At 37.7% G+C, this 16,314-nt stretch carries 14 protein-coding genes; 3 read left to right on the top strand and 11 right to left on the bottom strand.

Annotated elements, in window-relative coordinates:
- Positions 1–157: 157 nt before the first annotated feature.
- From dnaK to gpr, 7 genes are all read right to left on the bottom strand, one after another.
- Positions 158–1,999, bottom strand: coding sequence for a molecular chaperone DnaK (dnaK, locus tag CWS20_RS09720; RefSeq protein ID WP_066191935.1), 1,842 nt, complete (start codon positions 1,997–1,999; stop codon positions 158–160).
- Positions 2,000–2,025: 26 nt separating this feature from the next.
- Complete coding sequence (grpE, locus tag CWS20_RS09715; protein WP_241198865.1) at positions 2,026–2,634, bottom strand: nucleotide exchange factor GrpE; 609 nt, start codon at positions 2,632–2,634, stop codon at positions 2,026–2,028.
- A gap of 97 nt (positions 2,635–2,731) precedes the next feature.
- On the bottom strand, positions 2,732–3,763 hold the full coding sequence (gene hrcA, locus CWS20_RS09710; RefSeq protein ID WP_066191932.1) for a heat-inducible transcriptional repressor HrcA: 1,032 nt from the start codon (positions 3,761–3,763) through the stop codon (positions 2,732–2,734).
- A 240-nt stretch (positions 3,764–4,003) separates the two neighbouring features.
- Positions 4,004–5,137 carry a radical SAM family heme chaperone HemW gene (gene hemW, locus CWS20_RS09705; protein WP_066191930.1) on the bottom strand — a complete coding sequence of 378 codons (1,134 nt, stop codon included), beginning with the start codon at positions 5,135–5,137 and terminating at the stop codon, positions 4,004–4,006.
- A gap of 195 nt (positions 5,138–5,332) precedes the next feature.
- Positions 5,333–7,168, bottom strand: coding sequence for a translation elongation factor 4 (lepA, locus tag CWS20_RS09700; protein WP_066191929.1), 1,836 nt, complete (start codon positions 7,166–7,168; stop codon positions 5,333–5,335).
- A gap of 261 nt (positions 7,169–7,429) precedes the next feature.
- The gene (locus CWS20_RS09695) at positions 7,430–7,774 is read right to left on the bottom strand and encodes a YqxA family protein (protein WP_066191927.1); all 345 of its coding nucleotides are present in this window, start codon (positions 7,772–7,774) and stop codon (positions 7,430–7,432) included.
- A gap of 64 nt (positions 7,775–7,838) precedes the next feature.
- Entirely contained in the window at positions 7,839–8,957 is a 1,119-nt protein-coding gene (gene gpr / locus CWS20_RS09690) for a GPR endopeptidase (protein WP_066191925.1), read from the bottom strand.
- Positions 8,958–9,323: 366 nt separating this feature from the next.
- On the opposite strand from gpr, the gene rpsT reads away from it, so the two are divergent.
- The gene (gene rpsT, locus CWS20_RS09685) at positions 9,324–9,590 is read left to right on the top strand and encodes a 30S ribosomal protein S20 (RefSeq protein WP_066191923.1); all 267 of its coding nucleotides are present in this window, start codon (positions 9,324–9,326) and stop codon (positions 9,588–9,590) included.
- Positions 9,591–9,750: 160 nt separating this feature from the next.
- Here the strand turns inward: rpsT and holA are convergent, their stop codons facing one another.
- Positions 9,751–10,785: a DNA polymerase III subunit delta gene (gene holA, locus CWS20_RS09680; protein WP_066191921.1), complete on the bottom strand. Its 1,035-nt coding sequence runs from the start codon at positions 10,783–10,785 to the stop codon at positions 9,751–9,753.
- Positions 10,786–11,216: 431 nt separating this feature from the next.
- Between holA and CWS20_RS09675 the strand changes: the two genes are divergently transcribed.
- On the top strand, positions 11,217–11,351 hold the full coding sequence (locus tag CWS20_RS09675) for a YqzM family protein (protein WP_066191919.1): 135 nt from the start codon (positions 11,217–11,219) through the stop codon (positions 11,349–11,351).
- Positions 11,352–11,522: 171 nt separating this feature from the next.
- Here the strand turns inward: CWS20_RS09675 and CWS20_RS09670 are convergent, their stop codons facing one another.
- The 3 genes from CWS20_RS09670 to CWS20_RS09660 form a co-directional block, all read right to left on the bottom strand.
- Positions 11,523–13,841 (bottom strand): DNA internalization-related competence protein ComEC/Rec2, encoded by a 2,319-nt coding sequence (locus tag CWS20_RS09670; protein ID WP_066191918.1) that lies wholly within the window; start codon positions 13,839–13,841, stop codon positions 11,523–11,525.
- Positions 13,842–13,983: 142 nt separating this feature from the next.
- On the bottom strand, positions 13,984–14,550 hold the full coding sequence (locus CWS20_RS09665) for a ComE operon protein 2 (RefSeq protein WP_066191917.1): 567 nt from the start codon (positions 14,548–14,550) through the stop codon (positions 13,984–13,986).
- Positions 14,551–14,728: 178 nt separating this feature from the next.
- Positions 14,729–15,340 carry a helix-hairpin-helix domain-containing protein gene (locus tag CWS20_RS09660; RefSeq protein WP_066191915.1) on the bottom strand — a complete coding sequence of 204 codons (612 nt, stop codon included), beginning with the start codon at positions 15,338–15,340 and terminating at the stop codon, positions 14,729–14,731.
- Between the two features lie 88 nt (positions 15,341–15,428).
- Between CWS20_RS09660 and comER the strand changes: the two genes are divergently transcribed.
- Positions 15,429–16,253 (top strand): late competence protein ComER, encoded by an 825-nt coding sequence (comER, locus tag CWS20_RS09655; RefSeq protein WP_066191914.1) that lies wholly within the window; start codon positions 15,429–15,431, stop codon positions 16,251–16,253.
- Positions 16,254–16,314: the final 61 nt, after the last annotated feature.

The raw sequence follows: 16,314 nt of genomic DNA, 5'->3' as shown, positions 1-16,314 counted from the left end.
TATACTTTCTTATCTTTTAAATAAGATCTTCCTATCCTCTCTAGCCTCTAATAAAAAATAATGGCCAACCCTTCACTCCATACCATATCTTATGCAGCCAAAAAATAAAAGCCAAAGCCAAGTAGAACCTGACTTTGACTTTTTATAAGCTAAATTATTATTTTTTATCGTCGTCTTTTACTTCTTCGTATTCAGCGTCAACTACATTATCATCCGCTGACTTTTGAGAAGCTTCGCCTTCTGCACCTTGTGCAGCTTGTGCTTGTTGTGCAGCTTCTTCATAAAGTTTCATCGTTAATGCTTGCACAATTTCTTGTAAGGCATCTTTCTTCACACGGATTTCCTCAAGCTCATTTTTCTCAATTGCAGCTTTCAATTCATCTTTAGCAGCGTTAGCTTTTGTCACTTCAGCTTCATCCACTTTACCTTCAAGGTCTTTAAGTGTTTTTTCTGTAGTGAAGACTAATTGGTCCGCTTCATTGCGAAGCTCTACTTCTTCCTTGCGTTTCTTATCTGCATCTGCATTCTCTTCAGCCTCTTTTACCATTCTTTCGATTTCATCATCAGAAAGGCCAGTAGAAGATTTGATTGTGATTGCTTGCTCTTTATTTGTTCCTAAATCTTTCGCACGAACATTAACAATACCATTTTTGTCAATATCAAAAGATACTTCAATTTGCGGTACGCCGCGCGGTGCTGGAGGAATATCGCCTAATTGGAAACGGCCAAGAGTTTTGTTGTCTTGAGCCATTTGGCGCTCCCCTTGCAATACATGTATATCTACAGCTGATTGGTTATCAGCAGCAGTTGAGAATACTTGTGATTTTGAAGTAGGTATAGTTGTATTACGGTCGATTAATTTAGTGAACACTCCACCCATTGTTTCAATTCCTAGAGAAAGAGGTGTTACGTCTAAAAGTACAACGTCTTTTACGTCTCCAGTAATAACTCCACCTTGAATAGCTGCACCCATTGATACAACTTCATCCGGGTTTACACCTCTATGAGGCTCTTTGCCCGTCTCTTTTTTGATTGCTTCCTGTACTGCTGGAATACGAGTAGAACCACCAACCAAGATAACTTTGTCAATTTCAGAAGCTGATAAATCAGCATCTTTTAATGCTTGGCGAGTAGGTCCCATTGTACGTTCTACTAAGTCAGCAGAGATTTCTTCAAATTTTGCTCTAGAAAGAGTCACTTCCATGTGAAGCGGTCCTGCTTCGCCAGCTGTGATAAATGGAAGAGATACTTGTGTAGAGGTTACACCAGATAAATCTTTCTTTGCTTTTTCAGCAGCATCTTTTAAGCGCTGAAGTGCCATTTTATCTTTTGATAAGTCAATTCCGTTTTCTTTTTTGAATTGTTCTACTAAATAATCAATGATTACTTGGTCAAAGTCATCTCCACCAAGACGGTTGTCACCTGCTGTAGACTTAACTTCAAAAACACCGTCGCCAAGTTCAAGAATGGATACGTCGAATGTACCGCCGCCTAAGTCATAAACTAAAATTGTTTGATCTTCGTCTACTTTATCCATTCCGTAAGCCAATGCTGCAGCTGTAGGCTCGTTAATAATACGCTCAACTTCTAGGCCTGCGATTTTACCAGCATCTTTAGTTGCTTGGCGCTCTGCGTCATTGAAGTAAGCAGGAACAGTGATAACCGCTTTAGTTACCGACTCTCCTAAATAATCTTCCGCATATCCTTTTAAGTATTGAAGAATGATGGCGGAAATTTCTTGTGGAGAATACTCCTTGCCTTCTGCTTCAACCTTGTAGTCTGTCCCCATATGGCGCTTTACAGAAAGAATTGTATTGGGGTTTGTAATTGCTTGGCGTTTTGCCACTTCCCCTACTTGACGTTCTCCATTTTTAAATGAAACAACAGATGGTGTTGTTCTATTACCTTCTGGATTAGGGATAACTTTTGCTTCCCCGCCTTCTAGCACGGCTACACAAGAGTTGGTTGTCCCTAAGTCAATTCCGATAATTTTGCTCATTTCTCATACCTCCATAAAATATGTAGTTATTGATTGACTTTTACCATTGCTGGACGAATTACACGATCTTTCAACATATAACCTTTTTGGAATTCTTCAACAACAATATTGGATCCAAATTGATCATCCTCCACTTGCATTACTGCTTGGTGAACATGCGGATCAAATTCTTTTCCAACAGCCTCAATTTGCTCAGCGCCTTCCTTTTTCAAGGCATCGATCAAACTGCGATAAACCATGTCCATTCCTTGTAGCAATGATTTTACATGCTCATCATCCGCTTGAGTTTGCATCGCTCTTTCGAAGTTATCGATTGCAGGCAGCAAATCCGTGATTAAGCTTTGTGCTCTATATTTTTCAGACGCTTCACGGTCTAATTTCGCACGGCGTCTGCTATTTTCAAAATCAGCATGCAGTCGTAAATAACGATTTTCTGCTTCTTCCAGCTTGCTTTCCAGTTCAGTTACCTTTAATTGTAACGCAGCGAATTCTGCATCGCTTTCAGAAGGCTCCTCATTTGCACCCTCAGTTTGAACGTCAGCAGCTTCAGCGAATACTTCCTCCACTTGTTCGGAACTATGCTTATTTTCTGCTTGAGTCATTTCTTCTTGTACTGTTTCTTTTTCTTCTGCCAACTTTTTCACCTCCCTCAAATCGATGTTTCTTTCAAGTTGTTTTACATCACTAAAGGGGTGGAAATAATGATTCCACCCTTATTCAATATTACCAGGGTCACTCATTTTGATACAACTTAGAAAGCTCGGATGAAAGCCCTTTACTAAGGTATTGCAGCAGGCTGATCACACGCGAATATTCCATTCTTGTTGGTCCTAGAATTGCAATGGTCCCCAGTTGTTCAGCACCAATCGAATAGCTTGCTGTAATTAAACTGCAATTGTCCATTGCAGTATTGTTATTCTCTCTGCCGATTTTCACACTGATACCCGCTTCATTTTTTCTAATAAGTTCATAAATACCATCTTCCTGCTCAATCATATGAAGCAAGCCCTTCACCTTGTCGAAATCATGGAATTCCGGCTGGCTTAATATATTCGTTTTACCACCGAAGAAAAGCTTTTCATTCGCTGGCATTTTTATCGTATCAACAATCGAATTAAGCATTAAGTCATAGTGATGGATATGATGGCGCAGAAGCATTGCTACTTCCTTATAAATTTTATTGTTTAAATGATCAAGCGAAACTCCTGTCAAGCGGTCATTCAAGATGTTGACCATCTTTTCTATATCATCAGGGTCCAACGACTCCGGTATATGAAACATGCGGTTTTCTACATGCCCGGTATCAGTTACGATTATGGCAATGGCTGTATGATCGTTTAAAGGAACAATCTGTATTTTCTTCAATTTATTTTCTCTTACAGCAGGTCCTAAAACAATCGATGTATAGTTTGTCATCTCAGATAAAATTTTTGCTGATTTTTGAACAATATTCTCAAGTTCATAAATTCTTTCTGCAAAAATCGATTTCACTTGATGAACCTCTCGTTTATTGAGACGCTGTGGAGATAATAAATGATCCACATAATATCTATACCCTTTTTCAGAAGGAATTCTTCCGGATGAGGTGTGTGTTTTCTCAATAAATCCAAGTTCCTCTAAATCAGCCATTTCATTCCTTATCGTTGCCGAGCTAAAAGAAATCTCGCTTTTCTTGGACAAGCTTCTGGATCCCACCGGCTGTGCAGTTTGAATAAAATCATCAACAATTACTTGAAAGATTAACAATTGACGATCTGTTAACACAGTTATCACCTCTGTTAGCACTCTTTAATACTGAGTGCTAAATCTAATAATAAATTATCAAATCAATGCTTAAGTGTCAATCATTTGAGCATATTTATCTAGAAGAAGATTGCTTATCGCTTGTTAACAGATAAATTGGCGCCCTTCCTCTATATTTGAAGGAATCAATGATGCTTAGTCGGGAATTGAAGCCCGATTGGTTCAACAATCTTTAGTGGCAGCACTCCATAGATAAAAGCATCACTTTATGAAAGATTGAAATACTTCATTCCCTAAAAGACAGCCTTTTCTTGTCAATTTTATTTCGTCGCCATCTACTTTGAGAAGGTGATTGTTCATATGCGCTTGAATTTCATCCCCAAATAATCGGAGCGGATCATCATTAAACTTCTCTTTAAAATGGCTAATGGAGACCCCATTAATTTTGCGAAGACCGAGAAACATCTCTTCTTCCATTTGCTCTTTTATTGTCGTTTTATGCTTATCCAATATTGGCAAATCACCTGATTTAATCGGTTCCATATATTTCTTTAATGGACCATGATTTGATGTGCGATATCCGTTTACATAGCCGTGGGCACCTGCGCCAAAGCCGTAATACCACTCGTTATTCCAATAGGTTAAATTATGTTTGCTTTCATATCCCTGTTTTGCAAAATTGCTGATTTCGTATTGCTGATAGCCACGCTTGTCCATTTCCTCCATTAGCAATTCATACATTGCTGCTTCCACATCTTCTCCAGGAGTTGGCAGCTTTCCTTTTCTCATCAGGTTATAGAAAACGGTTTTTGGCTCAATAATCAGCGAATAGCCTGAATAGTGCTGAATATCAAGAGTAAATGATGTTGATAATGTTTCTTTAAAATCATCTATCGTCTGACCAGGAAGACTATAAATCAAATCTATACTTATATTTTCAAAACCTGCTTTTTTAGCTGCATCTACCGATTGAAAAACATCCTTCGCACGATGGACCCTGCCAATTCTTTTTAAAAGCTCATCATTAAAGGTTTGGACTCCCAAGCTGAGCCTGTTCACACCTGCATCATGGAGCAGCGAAAGTTTTTCATAGGATAAATCGCCTGGATTTGCTTCAAATGTATATTCATAATCCTTCGCAGCCGGCAAATAGTTATTAATCGTCTTTAATAGTTTATCCAACTGCTTTTCATTTAACGCTGTTGGTGTCCCACCGCCAATAAAAATGGTATTAAACTTTTGGCTTTCAGTATTTCGGAGCGTGAGCTCGATTTCTTTATCCAAATATTCTAGGTACTCGTCCACCGGCTGACCCTTTAAAAATACTTTATTAAAATCACAATAATGACAAATATGCTCACAAAACGGTATATGAATATATGCCGCATTCATCATTTCTTCACACACCCTTTATTTAAAGAAGGAATGTTCCCCCCATAATTTCTCGCATTTTTTTAAAACGCGTTGCTTTCCATTAATTCATTGCATGGTTTTACTGCTATCAACTTTTATATATTTTATTGCTAAAAAAATAGGCTAGCATATGCTTTATGAGAAAGCATACCTAACCTATTATAACAAAGCAATGATTTACTTTTTCGTGTTAGTATCATCCATTTTTAATACAGCCATAAATGCTTCTTGAGGCACTTCAACCGAACCTACTTGCTTCATGCGTTTTTTACCTTCCTTTTGCTTTTCAAGTAATTTACGCTTACGAGAGATATCCCCACCATAACATTTTGCCAAAACATTTTTACGCATGGCTTTAATAGTGGAACGGGCAATGATTTTTTGACCTACAGCGGCTTGGATAGGCACTTCAAATTGCTGGCGTGGAATTAATTCCTTTAACTTTTCAACAATCACTTTTCCGCGCTCATAAGCAAAGTCTCTATGCACAATAAAACTTAGTGCGTCAACCTTTTCCGCATTAAGTAAAATATCCATCTTCACAAGTTTAGACGGTCTGTAGCCAATTAGCTCATAATCGAAGGAAGCATACCCTTTAGTATTTGATTTTAACTGATCAAAGAAATCATAAACAATTTCTGAAAGAGGAATTTCATACGTAATATTTACGCGCGTTTCATCCATATATTGCATATCAATAAAGTTGCCGCGTTTTTGCTGGCATAATTCCATAATAGCTCCAACATAATCATTTGGTGCCATCATTGTCGCTTTAACATATGGCTCTTCTACCCGATCTATTTTTTGAGCATCCGGCATATCAGAAGGATTATCTACTTTCATTTCTGTTCCATCTGTCATTACTACATCATAGATAACACTTGGAGCAGTCGTAATTAAATCAATTTTGAATTCACGTTCAATCCGTTCCTGGATAATTTCCATATGCAGCAGCCCAAGGAATCCGCATCTGAAACCAAAACCAAGAGCTTGTGAAGTTTCAGGCTCAAATTGTAATGCTGAATCATTCAATTCAAGTTTTTCAAGCGCTTCGCGTAAATCGTTAAATTTCGCACTATCAATTGGATAAAGACCGCAATAAACCATTGGATTTAACTTACGATAACCTGGCAGCGGCTCAGTCGCGCCGTTTTTCGCATTAGTGATCGTATCACCGACGCGCGTATCGCCAACATTTTTAATCGCAGCTGTTAAGAACCCAACGTCCCCTACGGAAAGCTCATCAAGCGGAGTAGATTTAGGTGTAAAGACGCCAACCTCGGTTACTTCGAATTCCTTGCCAGTTGCCATCATTCTCACTTTATCGCCGACTTTTACCGTTCCTTCCACAACTCGAATATAAGCAACAACACCGCGGTAAGCATCATATAGCGAGTCAAAAATCAATGCTTTTAGCGGAGCATCAGGATCGCCTGTTGGCGCTGGTACCTTTTCCACTACCTGCTCAAGGATATCCTCTATGCCGATGCCGGCTTTTGCAGAAGTTAACACTGCTTCTGAAGCATCCAAGCCAATAACTTCTTCGATTTCATTGCGTACACGTTCTGGGTCAGCACTTGGTAAATCAATTTTATTAATAATAGGCAGTATTTCTAAGTCATTATCAAGAGCTAAATATACATTGGCTAAAGTTTGTGCCTCAATTCCCTGCGCTGCATCTACAACAAGTATTGCACCTTCACAGGCTGCAAGGCTTCTCGAAACCTCATAAGTAAAATCGACATGCCCCGGCGTATCAATTAAATGAAATGTATAGATTTCTCCATCAGTTGCCTTGTATTTTAATTGAACTGAGTTTAGTTTAATTGTTATTCCACGCTCACGCTCAAGATCCATTGAATCCAATAACTGATCTTTCATCTCTCTTGATGTCAACGCATTTGTTTTTTCCAGAATCCGATCGGCTAAAGTAGATTTACCATGATCGATATGAGCGATAATGGAAAAATTTCTAATCCTTGCTTGCCTTTTAAGTCTCTCTTCTCTGTTCATGAATATATTTTCACTCCTATATAAAACGCAGTGCGCCTCTTTTAAAGTATATCGGCGCTAAAAAGCTATTTTATCATCTATATCTTTAGACATATTATCTTTCATCTAAAGGATTATTATATGTATTTAAAGTGTATTTCTATAAGACAATTCCCTATAAAGACATACATATTTTTGATTATATCAGTACCCTATCGAAGATTCAACGACTATCATAATCGCTTAAAATGAGCAAAAAGAAAAATAGCGACTGCATTGTCGCTACTTTTCTTTTATTAGACCTGAAAGATAGTCTATACCTTTTTCAGCTATGGATTGGGCGCCTTCAGAAAGTCCCTTGCCCATTGATGAGAAAAAATTATACACTTGCATATCCTCTAGTTGATTTTTTTTCGCTTCCAAATCATGGCTGGATACTTCCTTACCGAGAAGAGACGCTTCAATATCGCCTTGATCTGATTGCTCTACTGTTAATGCACCCCCATAAGCGGAGTCCTCATATCCTCTCATATTATGGATGCCATCGTTCGCTTTTTGCATTCCAAACAATACCGCCACAAACATAAGAGATACGAGGAGAAATAATTTAAACATGAACATCTTCATTAATATCACCTTTTGTTTTTTCTAGTAATTTATATGACTTTACTAGAGAAGATAGACCGAATTTTTATCTTGTATAAAAACCGGTATTTTCCTGGTTAACACTTTTATGAAGAGCCGCATTCAAACCATTCGCTAATAGATTGGCCATATCCTCAATAAAAACATCCACTTCCTTTGGTGTCACCATCAAATTATGGCCAATTGGCGAGAGCACTTCATAAATCAGTCTTCTTTTTTCTTCCTCTGGCAATGTCCCTACTATTCCTAAAAATGTTTGCCTTTGTTCTTCCTCCGGCAAATCTTCTTCAGTCAATTTGCGTTTTTCACCAAAGTTCATTCCCGCTGGCGCAAGTGCCCTTGACGGCTTATCACCTTCACGAAGTTCTTTCCCAAAGTGCTTTAGGATAAAATCGATTGTATCGCTTGTGATAGATACAGCATCAACCACTGTTGGTACTCCAATTGCAATTACAGGAATCCCAAATGTTTTCTCGCTTATTTCTTTTCTTTTATTCCCTACTCCAGAGCCTGGATGAATGCCTGTATCAGAGATTTGTATCGTTGAATTCACTCTCTCAACCGATCTCGCAGCAAGCGCATCAATAACAATGACAAATTCCGGTTTTGTTTTTTCCACAATTCCAAATAGAATATCGCTCGTTTCAATCCCTGTTAAACCCATTACGCCAGGAGCTATCGCACTTACCGGCCGATATCCTTCCTCCACACTTTCAGGCTGCAATTCATAGAGATGCCTTGTAATTAATAGATTCTCACAAACCTCCGGCCCCAGTGCATCTGGTGTAACATTCCAGTTTCCAAGACCAACGATTAAGCAGGAGGCATCCTCTTTTATACCAAGATTTTTTATGAATAGCGCCATTTCTTTAGCAAATACTTTTTCAACCTCTAATTGAAGATCGGTATCTTGCTGTCTAATCCCTTGTACTTCAAGTGTTAAATACTTCCCTTCCTTTTTTCCTAACACCTCTGCTCCCTTTGCCGTTACTTCAACATAAGAACGCTTAATTCCATTCTCTTCTTTTTCTTTTATTATGACACCCTCGATATGTGAGAGATTTTCTTCTTTTTGAATACCGCGACCTTCAAGCACTAACTCACGCGCTTCAACTGCTAAATCCGTTCTTATGCTATATTTGCTTAAATCCAATCGTTCGTTCATCCAAACACCCTCACAATCAAATATTATTTAAAAAGAAAAGTTTTTTTTGCACGACTAATTATCATAGATAAAATTAAAAGCCCATTCATCACATAACAATTATTAGAACCGTTCCAGAAGCTTGACATATACCTATTGATTCAAAAACAGCTATCCAATAAATTAGTAGATACAGTTAATTTTAGCTTTACCGAACAATGTAAAAATCATTCATCATCATTTCCGAAGTCTCCGTAATTTAAAAGGTGAGTATTGCATTATCCGCTTGTGTTTGATAAAATATCACTTGTTCTGAAATTTGTTAATGATGAATGCAAATGTCGAGTTGATATAATCTCGATGCTTTTTTTGTAGGAGGTGAATGGAATGCCAAACATTAAATCTGCTATCAAACGTGTAAAAACTAACGAAGCTCGTAATGCACATAATGCAACTGTAAAATCTAATATGCGCTCTTCAGTGAAAAAAGTTGAAGCTGCTATCGTTAATAACGACGGTGCTGTTGCAACTGAAAATTTTGCACTTGCTTCAAGCAAATTAGATAAAGCTGCTGCAAAAGGACTTATCCATAAAAATGCTGCTGCTCGTAAAAAATCTCGTTTAATGAAAAAAATGAACTCTTTAAACGCGTAAGTTTAAAGATTCACAGCTATCCGATTGGATAGCTTTTTTTATTTCCAGGCTATGCTGCTTTTACATACCAGCAACATTTGTGACGAGTTTTCGAAGGAAAAGTAATTCTTCACCATTTTCTTCACAAAAAAAGCAATCCAAATACTGGATTGCTTTTTTCTTATTTACTTTCTAATGCATTGCGGTTTAATTTAAATAAAAATAATTCAATGAGCAGCGCCTTATTCATACCGCCGGTTTTCATTTGATAATCTGAGTCAGCTAACAAATTCATTATTTGCACAAGCTCTTCATCACTGAATAGCTTCGCCTGTCCTGCCGCGAGCTTTACTCTGAAGGGATGCGCCTTAATGTACCCCGCAATTTGATTTTGCCCATACCCTCTTCTTGCTAATTCCTTTACTTGATAGATCAGCCGGAATTGATTCGTAATCACTGCGAGGATTTTAATCGGCTCTTCATTAAGCTTTAATAAATCATAATAAATACGAAGCGCTTCTTCTATATTTCGATGAACAATTTTATCAACTAAAGTAAAGATATTTTGTTCTAATGAACGTGATACAAGCTGTTCCACTATTTTCACATCAATCCGTTTTTCATCCTCAGCATAGAGGGATAATTTATCTAATTCACTTGTTAGCATAAACAGATTGGTACCTGCCAGGGTTAGCATCAGTTCTACTGCCTCTTCATCAATTTGGACGCCATTTGCAGCTGCCCTGTCGCGAATCCACACCTTTAATTCAGATTCATTAAGCTTTTTCGCTTCAAGGACGGAAGCTGATTTTTTAATTTGCTTTGTCAGTTTTTTTCTTTCGTCTAATTTTTCATATGCTCCTGAGAAAACGATAATCGTATAGGGTGCAGGATCTTTTAAATACGACTCAAGCCGAGATAAATTATGCTCTACTTTTGCTTTTGACTTTTCAGCAGTTAAGAAGAAGGGATTATGTAAAAAAATCAAGCGGCGTTCACCGATAAAAGGAAATGTTTCCGCATCTTCAAGCGCCGTTTCAATCGAGGTCTCTTCTAAATCATAAGAAGAAAGGTTAAAATCAATTTCTTCAGGACTCAAAGCATGATTAATCAGAAGTTGTTTCGTTTCATTTATAAGATATGGTTCAGTTCCATATAGTAAATAAAGAGGGGTAAAGCTTTTCGCTCTAATTTGCTTCCATATATCAAAAACCAATTTTTGCTCGCTCCGATCTATTTTGCTTAAGTACTATCTATCCTATAGAAGCTAATCCAATTTGACAAGCAGAATTAAATAAACATTTTTTGTTTACAATAAAGTGAAACTTCCATCAGTAGCAGCTTTCCATCATTCACGGCTTATCCTAAATTGTCGTCTTTAACGGTCGTACCTACCCGTTAATCTGCGTAAAATAAACAAAAGAAAAGGCACTTAATAAGCGCCTTTTCCAAATCTATATAGAACGCTTCAACGACGAGGCCTAGGATACTCTCGTTGTAGCGGTGCACCCTTGTTATAGATTATATTGCACAAGCTGTCCCTTACTTATTGCTGACAACTCTTGTAAGGATAGGAAAAGGAAGCTTAGAAGTGTAGATTTTTTCTAGTAAATCACTTATACTTAATAGGAAATAGGAGGGTTGACTGTGAACGAATTTGAAAAAAACGTCCAATCAAAACGTCACGACATTGGTGACTCAGCAATGGGATTCATTGCCTCTTTCGGATTCTTTGCACTACTGTTCATTATTGCAACAGTCATTAAAGTTATCGGAGCTTAATCGCAAATTTGCGAAAATTGACTGAAGAGTTTAATAAAAGCAGACAGCTTCTTATGAATACAGCTACATATTGTTAAGACTTTTATTAAACGCAATCATTCTGGAGACTGCATTATATGCAGTCTTTTCCTTTTTGTTTTGCTTTAGACCTTTCTAGTTAGCTAAAATATCTTATGGCAGGACTGCGGAAAAAGTTCCTGTTTTTCCAGAGAATTTATAGGTAATTGCACCATGCAAATCCGTCCGGTAGATCATGACATCGAATTGATCGAGACGGTCTAATACCTCACTATGCGGATGACCATAGCGATTCTTTCTCCCCGCTGATATCACTCCTACACTTGGCTGAATATGCTCAAGAAAAGCCTCGGTCGAAGACGTTTTACTTCCATGGTGGCCAACCTTTAATATATCTGCAGTGAGGTGAGGGTACTTCTTAATGAATTGCTCTTCCCCCACTTTTTCTAAATCCCCGGTAAATAACCACCTAAAACCACCTATTTTTGCAAAAAGTACAATCGAACCGTCATTTTTTGATTCTGCCTGTGCAACAATTGGCATGAGAGCAACAAATTGCGCCTCCCTGAATCCCCAGCTTTCTCCTGCACCTATTGTCCTTAAAGGTATACCTTTTTCCAGTGCTATCCTCATTAATTCCTTTTCCAGCTGTGACAGTTCTGCTGTAATTGGCATCACAATCTCCTTCACATGAAAAGCCTTCACAATTGCTTCAGCCCCACCAATATGATCTGCATCTCCATGAGTCAATATTAGTTTATCAATCGTTGTAACTCCCTTGCTTTTTAAAAAAGGCATCACAATCTCCGCTCCTGGATCAAATTTTTTCTTCCTTTGCTGCCATACCTCCAACGGAAAAGCAAGACTGCCTCCCGTATCGATTAAATAATTTCCTTGATTATACGGAAGTTTAATAAATATGCTGTCTCCTTGACCAACATCAATGAAAGTAATTTCTCCATAAGGTGTGTATACTTGCGAAACATAATGGATGACAACCACAAAACCTGGTATAAAAGAATATTTTATGAACTTCCTCTTCCCCTCACACTTTTCCCATAATATAAAAAAAAGGATTGCTGCAGCGATATAGAGCATCACGATAATCGGATGAGGTCTTCCTAGCGTTAGGACTGCAAAAGGGAGGTCAGCCATTACTTTTCCGAAATCATCCAACCAGCCAAGGAGTGTATTAATAATGGTCAACAGAATAAAAACATGACTGCCAAAAAGCAAATGTAGAAGAAATAAGATGAGTAAGGAAGGTAAAATAATCACTGAAAACAACGGAATATAGAGGATATTAGCTAGAATGGAAATGATTGATACTTCAAAGAAATAGTAAAACAAGATAGGTACAGATGCTAATTGGCAAACAACAGATGTAAAAAATATCGTTTTCATTGGATGCATCTCTTTTTTTAATAATATGGGCGTACTGAGAATAAGGAAATAGGTTACGACGAAGGATAGCTGAAAACCGACATGAAAAATAATATACGGTGTGAAGAGAATGTATAGTATTAAAACAAAGGAAAGTACATCCTGAGTTAATATAGATGGTATATATTTTCGGATAGCCAATACAAGCACCAGCATCAATACCGCTCGTACAACGGATGGTGCTGCACCAGCAAGTATCGCATAGCAAGGTAGAAAAACAACTAAAAAATGTATCATGCTTTCCCTTGTTATTCCAATTCTGATTCCTAAATAAAATAACATCCCAGTTAACAATCCGACATGTAATCCGGATATAGCTAATAGATGGACGATTCCTAGTCTTTCATAGGCGAGCAGGCTAGATTCATCAATCAACCCTCTATCTCCAAAAATAAGTGCGACGGCTAGCGGAGCTGTATGAGAGGGGAAATTTGTTCGAAGATAATCAATTCCTTTACTTCTTAAATTTTGAAAAAAGGTTACAAGGGATGAGTCTTCCTTTTTACATTGTTGCAGTGATAACTCATCGGCTGTCAAGATCCAGTAAGTTTGCTTATGATATAAAAAGTTTCGATAATGAAACCCATTAGGGTTGGTCGCAACGGCAGGCTCTGCTAAACTGCCCTTTAAGCTGCAGCCTACGCCTGCGCTTAGTCTCTCATTTAATAACCGCTTTTCTTCCATAGACTTTATTTTATACCGCAAAATAAGCTTCTCACCTGCTCTAACCTCCTTCACTTCAGCCGTTAATAAATCACCATTTATATCCCAATCACGTAAAAACAGGATGTGAAACTGATTTGTTTCTGATGCTATTTTTGAAATATTGAATCTTTCTGCAAGCTCTCCTCTAATAAAAAAAGCAAGAAAACATAAGCATAGAAAAAAGAATTGTTTGTAAGATAGACGTTGAATCCGAATGATAAACAGAAGGAAAATGATATGGAGGAAAATAAAAACTGATGAAAACAGCGAAGAAAGTAAACCAGAAACACTAGCAATGGCAAAATAAATCCATTTGCCTCTCAAAATCAAACCACCTTTCTAAAGGTAAGTTCCATAAGCAAGCTGAAATTCACCTCGCTCATGGAATTTCCCACTTTTGAATATGAATAATAGAGCTTGAATTGACGATGACATTCCGGCACTTTATATAGGATTATATTAAAATCTATTCTGCTGAAAAAAGCTTATCAGCTTCTTTCTTTAATTCAGCTAACCCTCCTTTATTAGCAGCATTCTTTTCAAGCTCATTGAATACTCTATCTAAAAATTGCTGTTTTTCCAGTGAATGAAGCTCAACTTTCATTTCATTTTGTTCAACTTTTTCTACAGATACTCCTGCTTGTCCGAATAATTCGATGGCATAAGGATGATTTTTATAATCCTGTGCGTAATATACTTTTTTAATGCCTGCTTGAATAATGGCTTTGCAGCATTGCAAGCAAGGAAAATGCGTCACATAAATTTCGGCATCTGTTGTTGGTACACCGAATTTTGCGCATTGTAATATCGCATTCATTTCTGCATGAATCGTTCTCACACAATGATGATCAATTACATAACAGCCTTCATCAATACAATGTACCCCTCCAGCTATGGAGCCATTATAGCCTCCAGCGATAATTCGTTTATCACGGACAATCGTTGCTCCTACAGCTAGTCTTGTACAAGTACTCCTCAGCGCAAGCAACTGGCTTTGCGCCATAAAATATTGATTCCATGAAATTCTTTCCACTTTTCTCTCTCCTCTTTCAATACATCTATTTCTTCATTTAAGTTTAATCCCCCGGCTGAACATGGTCAAATCACATTAAAAGACTATCCCTCCTTAATGCCTCTCATCATCAGTCTTGGATTACTTTTGATAGTTTTTTATTATCGGTTTCATAGAGGACAGGTGCTTAACAATCAGACTATTTAATTTTTATTGAATCTTTAAGTTTTTCGAAAGTCTTGTCACCAATACCGCTAATTTTCTTTATATCTTCAATTTGCTGAAATGGTCCGTTTGCTTCTCTATACTCAATGATGGAAGCTGCTTTTGAAGGTCCTATTCCAGCTAGCGTTTCGAGCTCTGATTCAGTTGCTGAATTTATATTAATGATACCATCATTAGCTGATTGGCTCCCTGCAATTTCCTGCATCGTATAGCCATCAGCTTCTTCGCCAATGACAGGGATATATATGACCATTTCATCCATTACCTTCTGTGCAAAGTTTACTAGCATTTCATCTGCATTTTCAGACAGCCCTCCAGCGCGATTAATCACATCAATTACACGCTCTTGATTGGAGGCAGTGTACACACCAGGGCGATTAACAGCCCCTTTTACATCTACAATAATTTCGTCGATTTCTTCCTCTTCATCCACTATGTCTGTTGATTTTGTTTCTTCAAGAAGCAATTGTTCTATAGAAATAGGTTTATCTTCTGGTTGTCGTAAATAAACAAGTACCGCAGCAATGACAGCAATAATTCCGCCGCAAACATAAAGCCAATTTTTCTTCATCAGCGTATTGATCATAAAACGATTCCTTTCTTTTAGCATAAATCAGAGCACTATTTCATACTTTTATAGGAGTAATTCTTGCTTGTGAAGGAGGGAAAAACTTATGAAAATCGGCATGATTGGCACAGGCAATATGGGGAGGATTTTGGCAGAAGCAATGCTTGACAGCAAAGCCGTATCCCCTTCTTCCATGACAATCACAAACCGGAGTGTCAAGAAGGCTTTACAGATTAAAAAGGTATACACTGAAGTAAATGTTGCTGCTGATGCCATCACAACAGCAAAAAATGCATCGCTTATCTTCATTTGTGTAAAACCTCATGACGTTTATCATGTCATTAAGAGGATTAGTCCTTATCTTACAAAGGACAAATGTGTAGTCTCCATAACTAGCCCTATTAGTGTAAAACAGATGGAATCAGTCGTCCCATGTTCAACTGCCAGGGTGATACCAAGCATAACTAACCGCGCTTTAGCAGGTGTGTCATTAGTTTCCTTTGGAGAACAGTGCGAACAAAGCTGGATTCAAAAGATTAAATTATTATTTGAGCATATATCCATACCAGTGGAGATTAATGAAGAGATTACGAGGGTTGCTTCAGATATTGTTAGCTGCGGACCAGCTTTTTTCAGCTTTTTAACTCAGAAGTTTATTGAGGCCGCTGTATCAGAGACCGAGATCGATGCTGAAACAGCAACTAAGCTTGCGAGCGAAATGCTGATCGGACTTGGCGAGCTGCTGCGACAAGGGCACTATACATTACCTACTTTGCAGGAAAAGGTATGTGTAAAAGGCGGAGTAACTGGAGAAGGAATTAAAGTAATGGAAGCTGAAATTGGAGAAATGTTCGAGCACTTATTCCAAGCAACACATGCAAAATTTGATGAAGATATAGAAAATGTTAAAAAGCAGTATACAACTATTTAATTCTCCATCTCCATTGTTATTCCCTCTAAAAAAGCCATCTCTTTTTGAGATGGCTTTTCTT

Origin of the sequence: Cytobacillus horneckiae, from assembly GCF_002835735.1 — a bacterium.
Lineage (GTDB): Bacteria > Bacillota > Bacilli > Bacillales > Cytobacillaceae > Cytobacillus > Cytobacillus horneckiae.
Note: the sequence above shows the minus strand (reverse complement) of the source record. Positions and strands in the feature narration are given on the sequence as shown.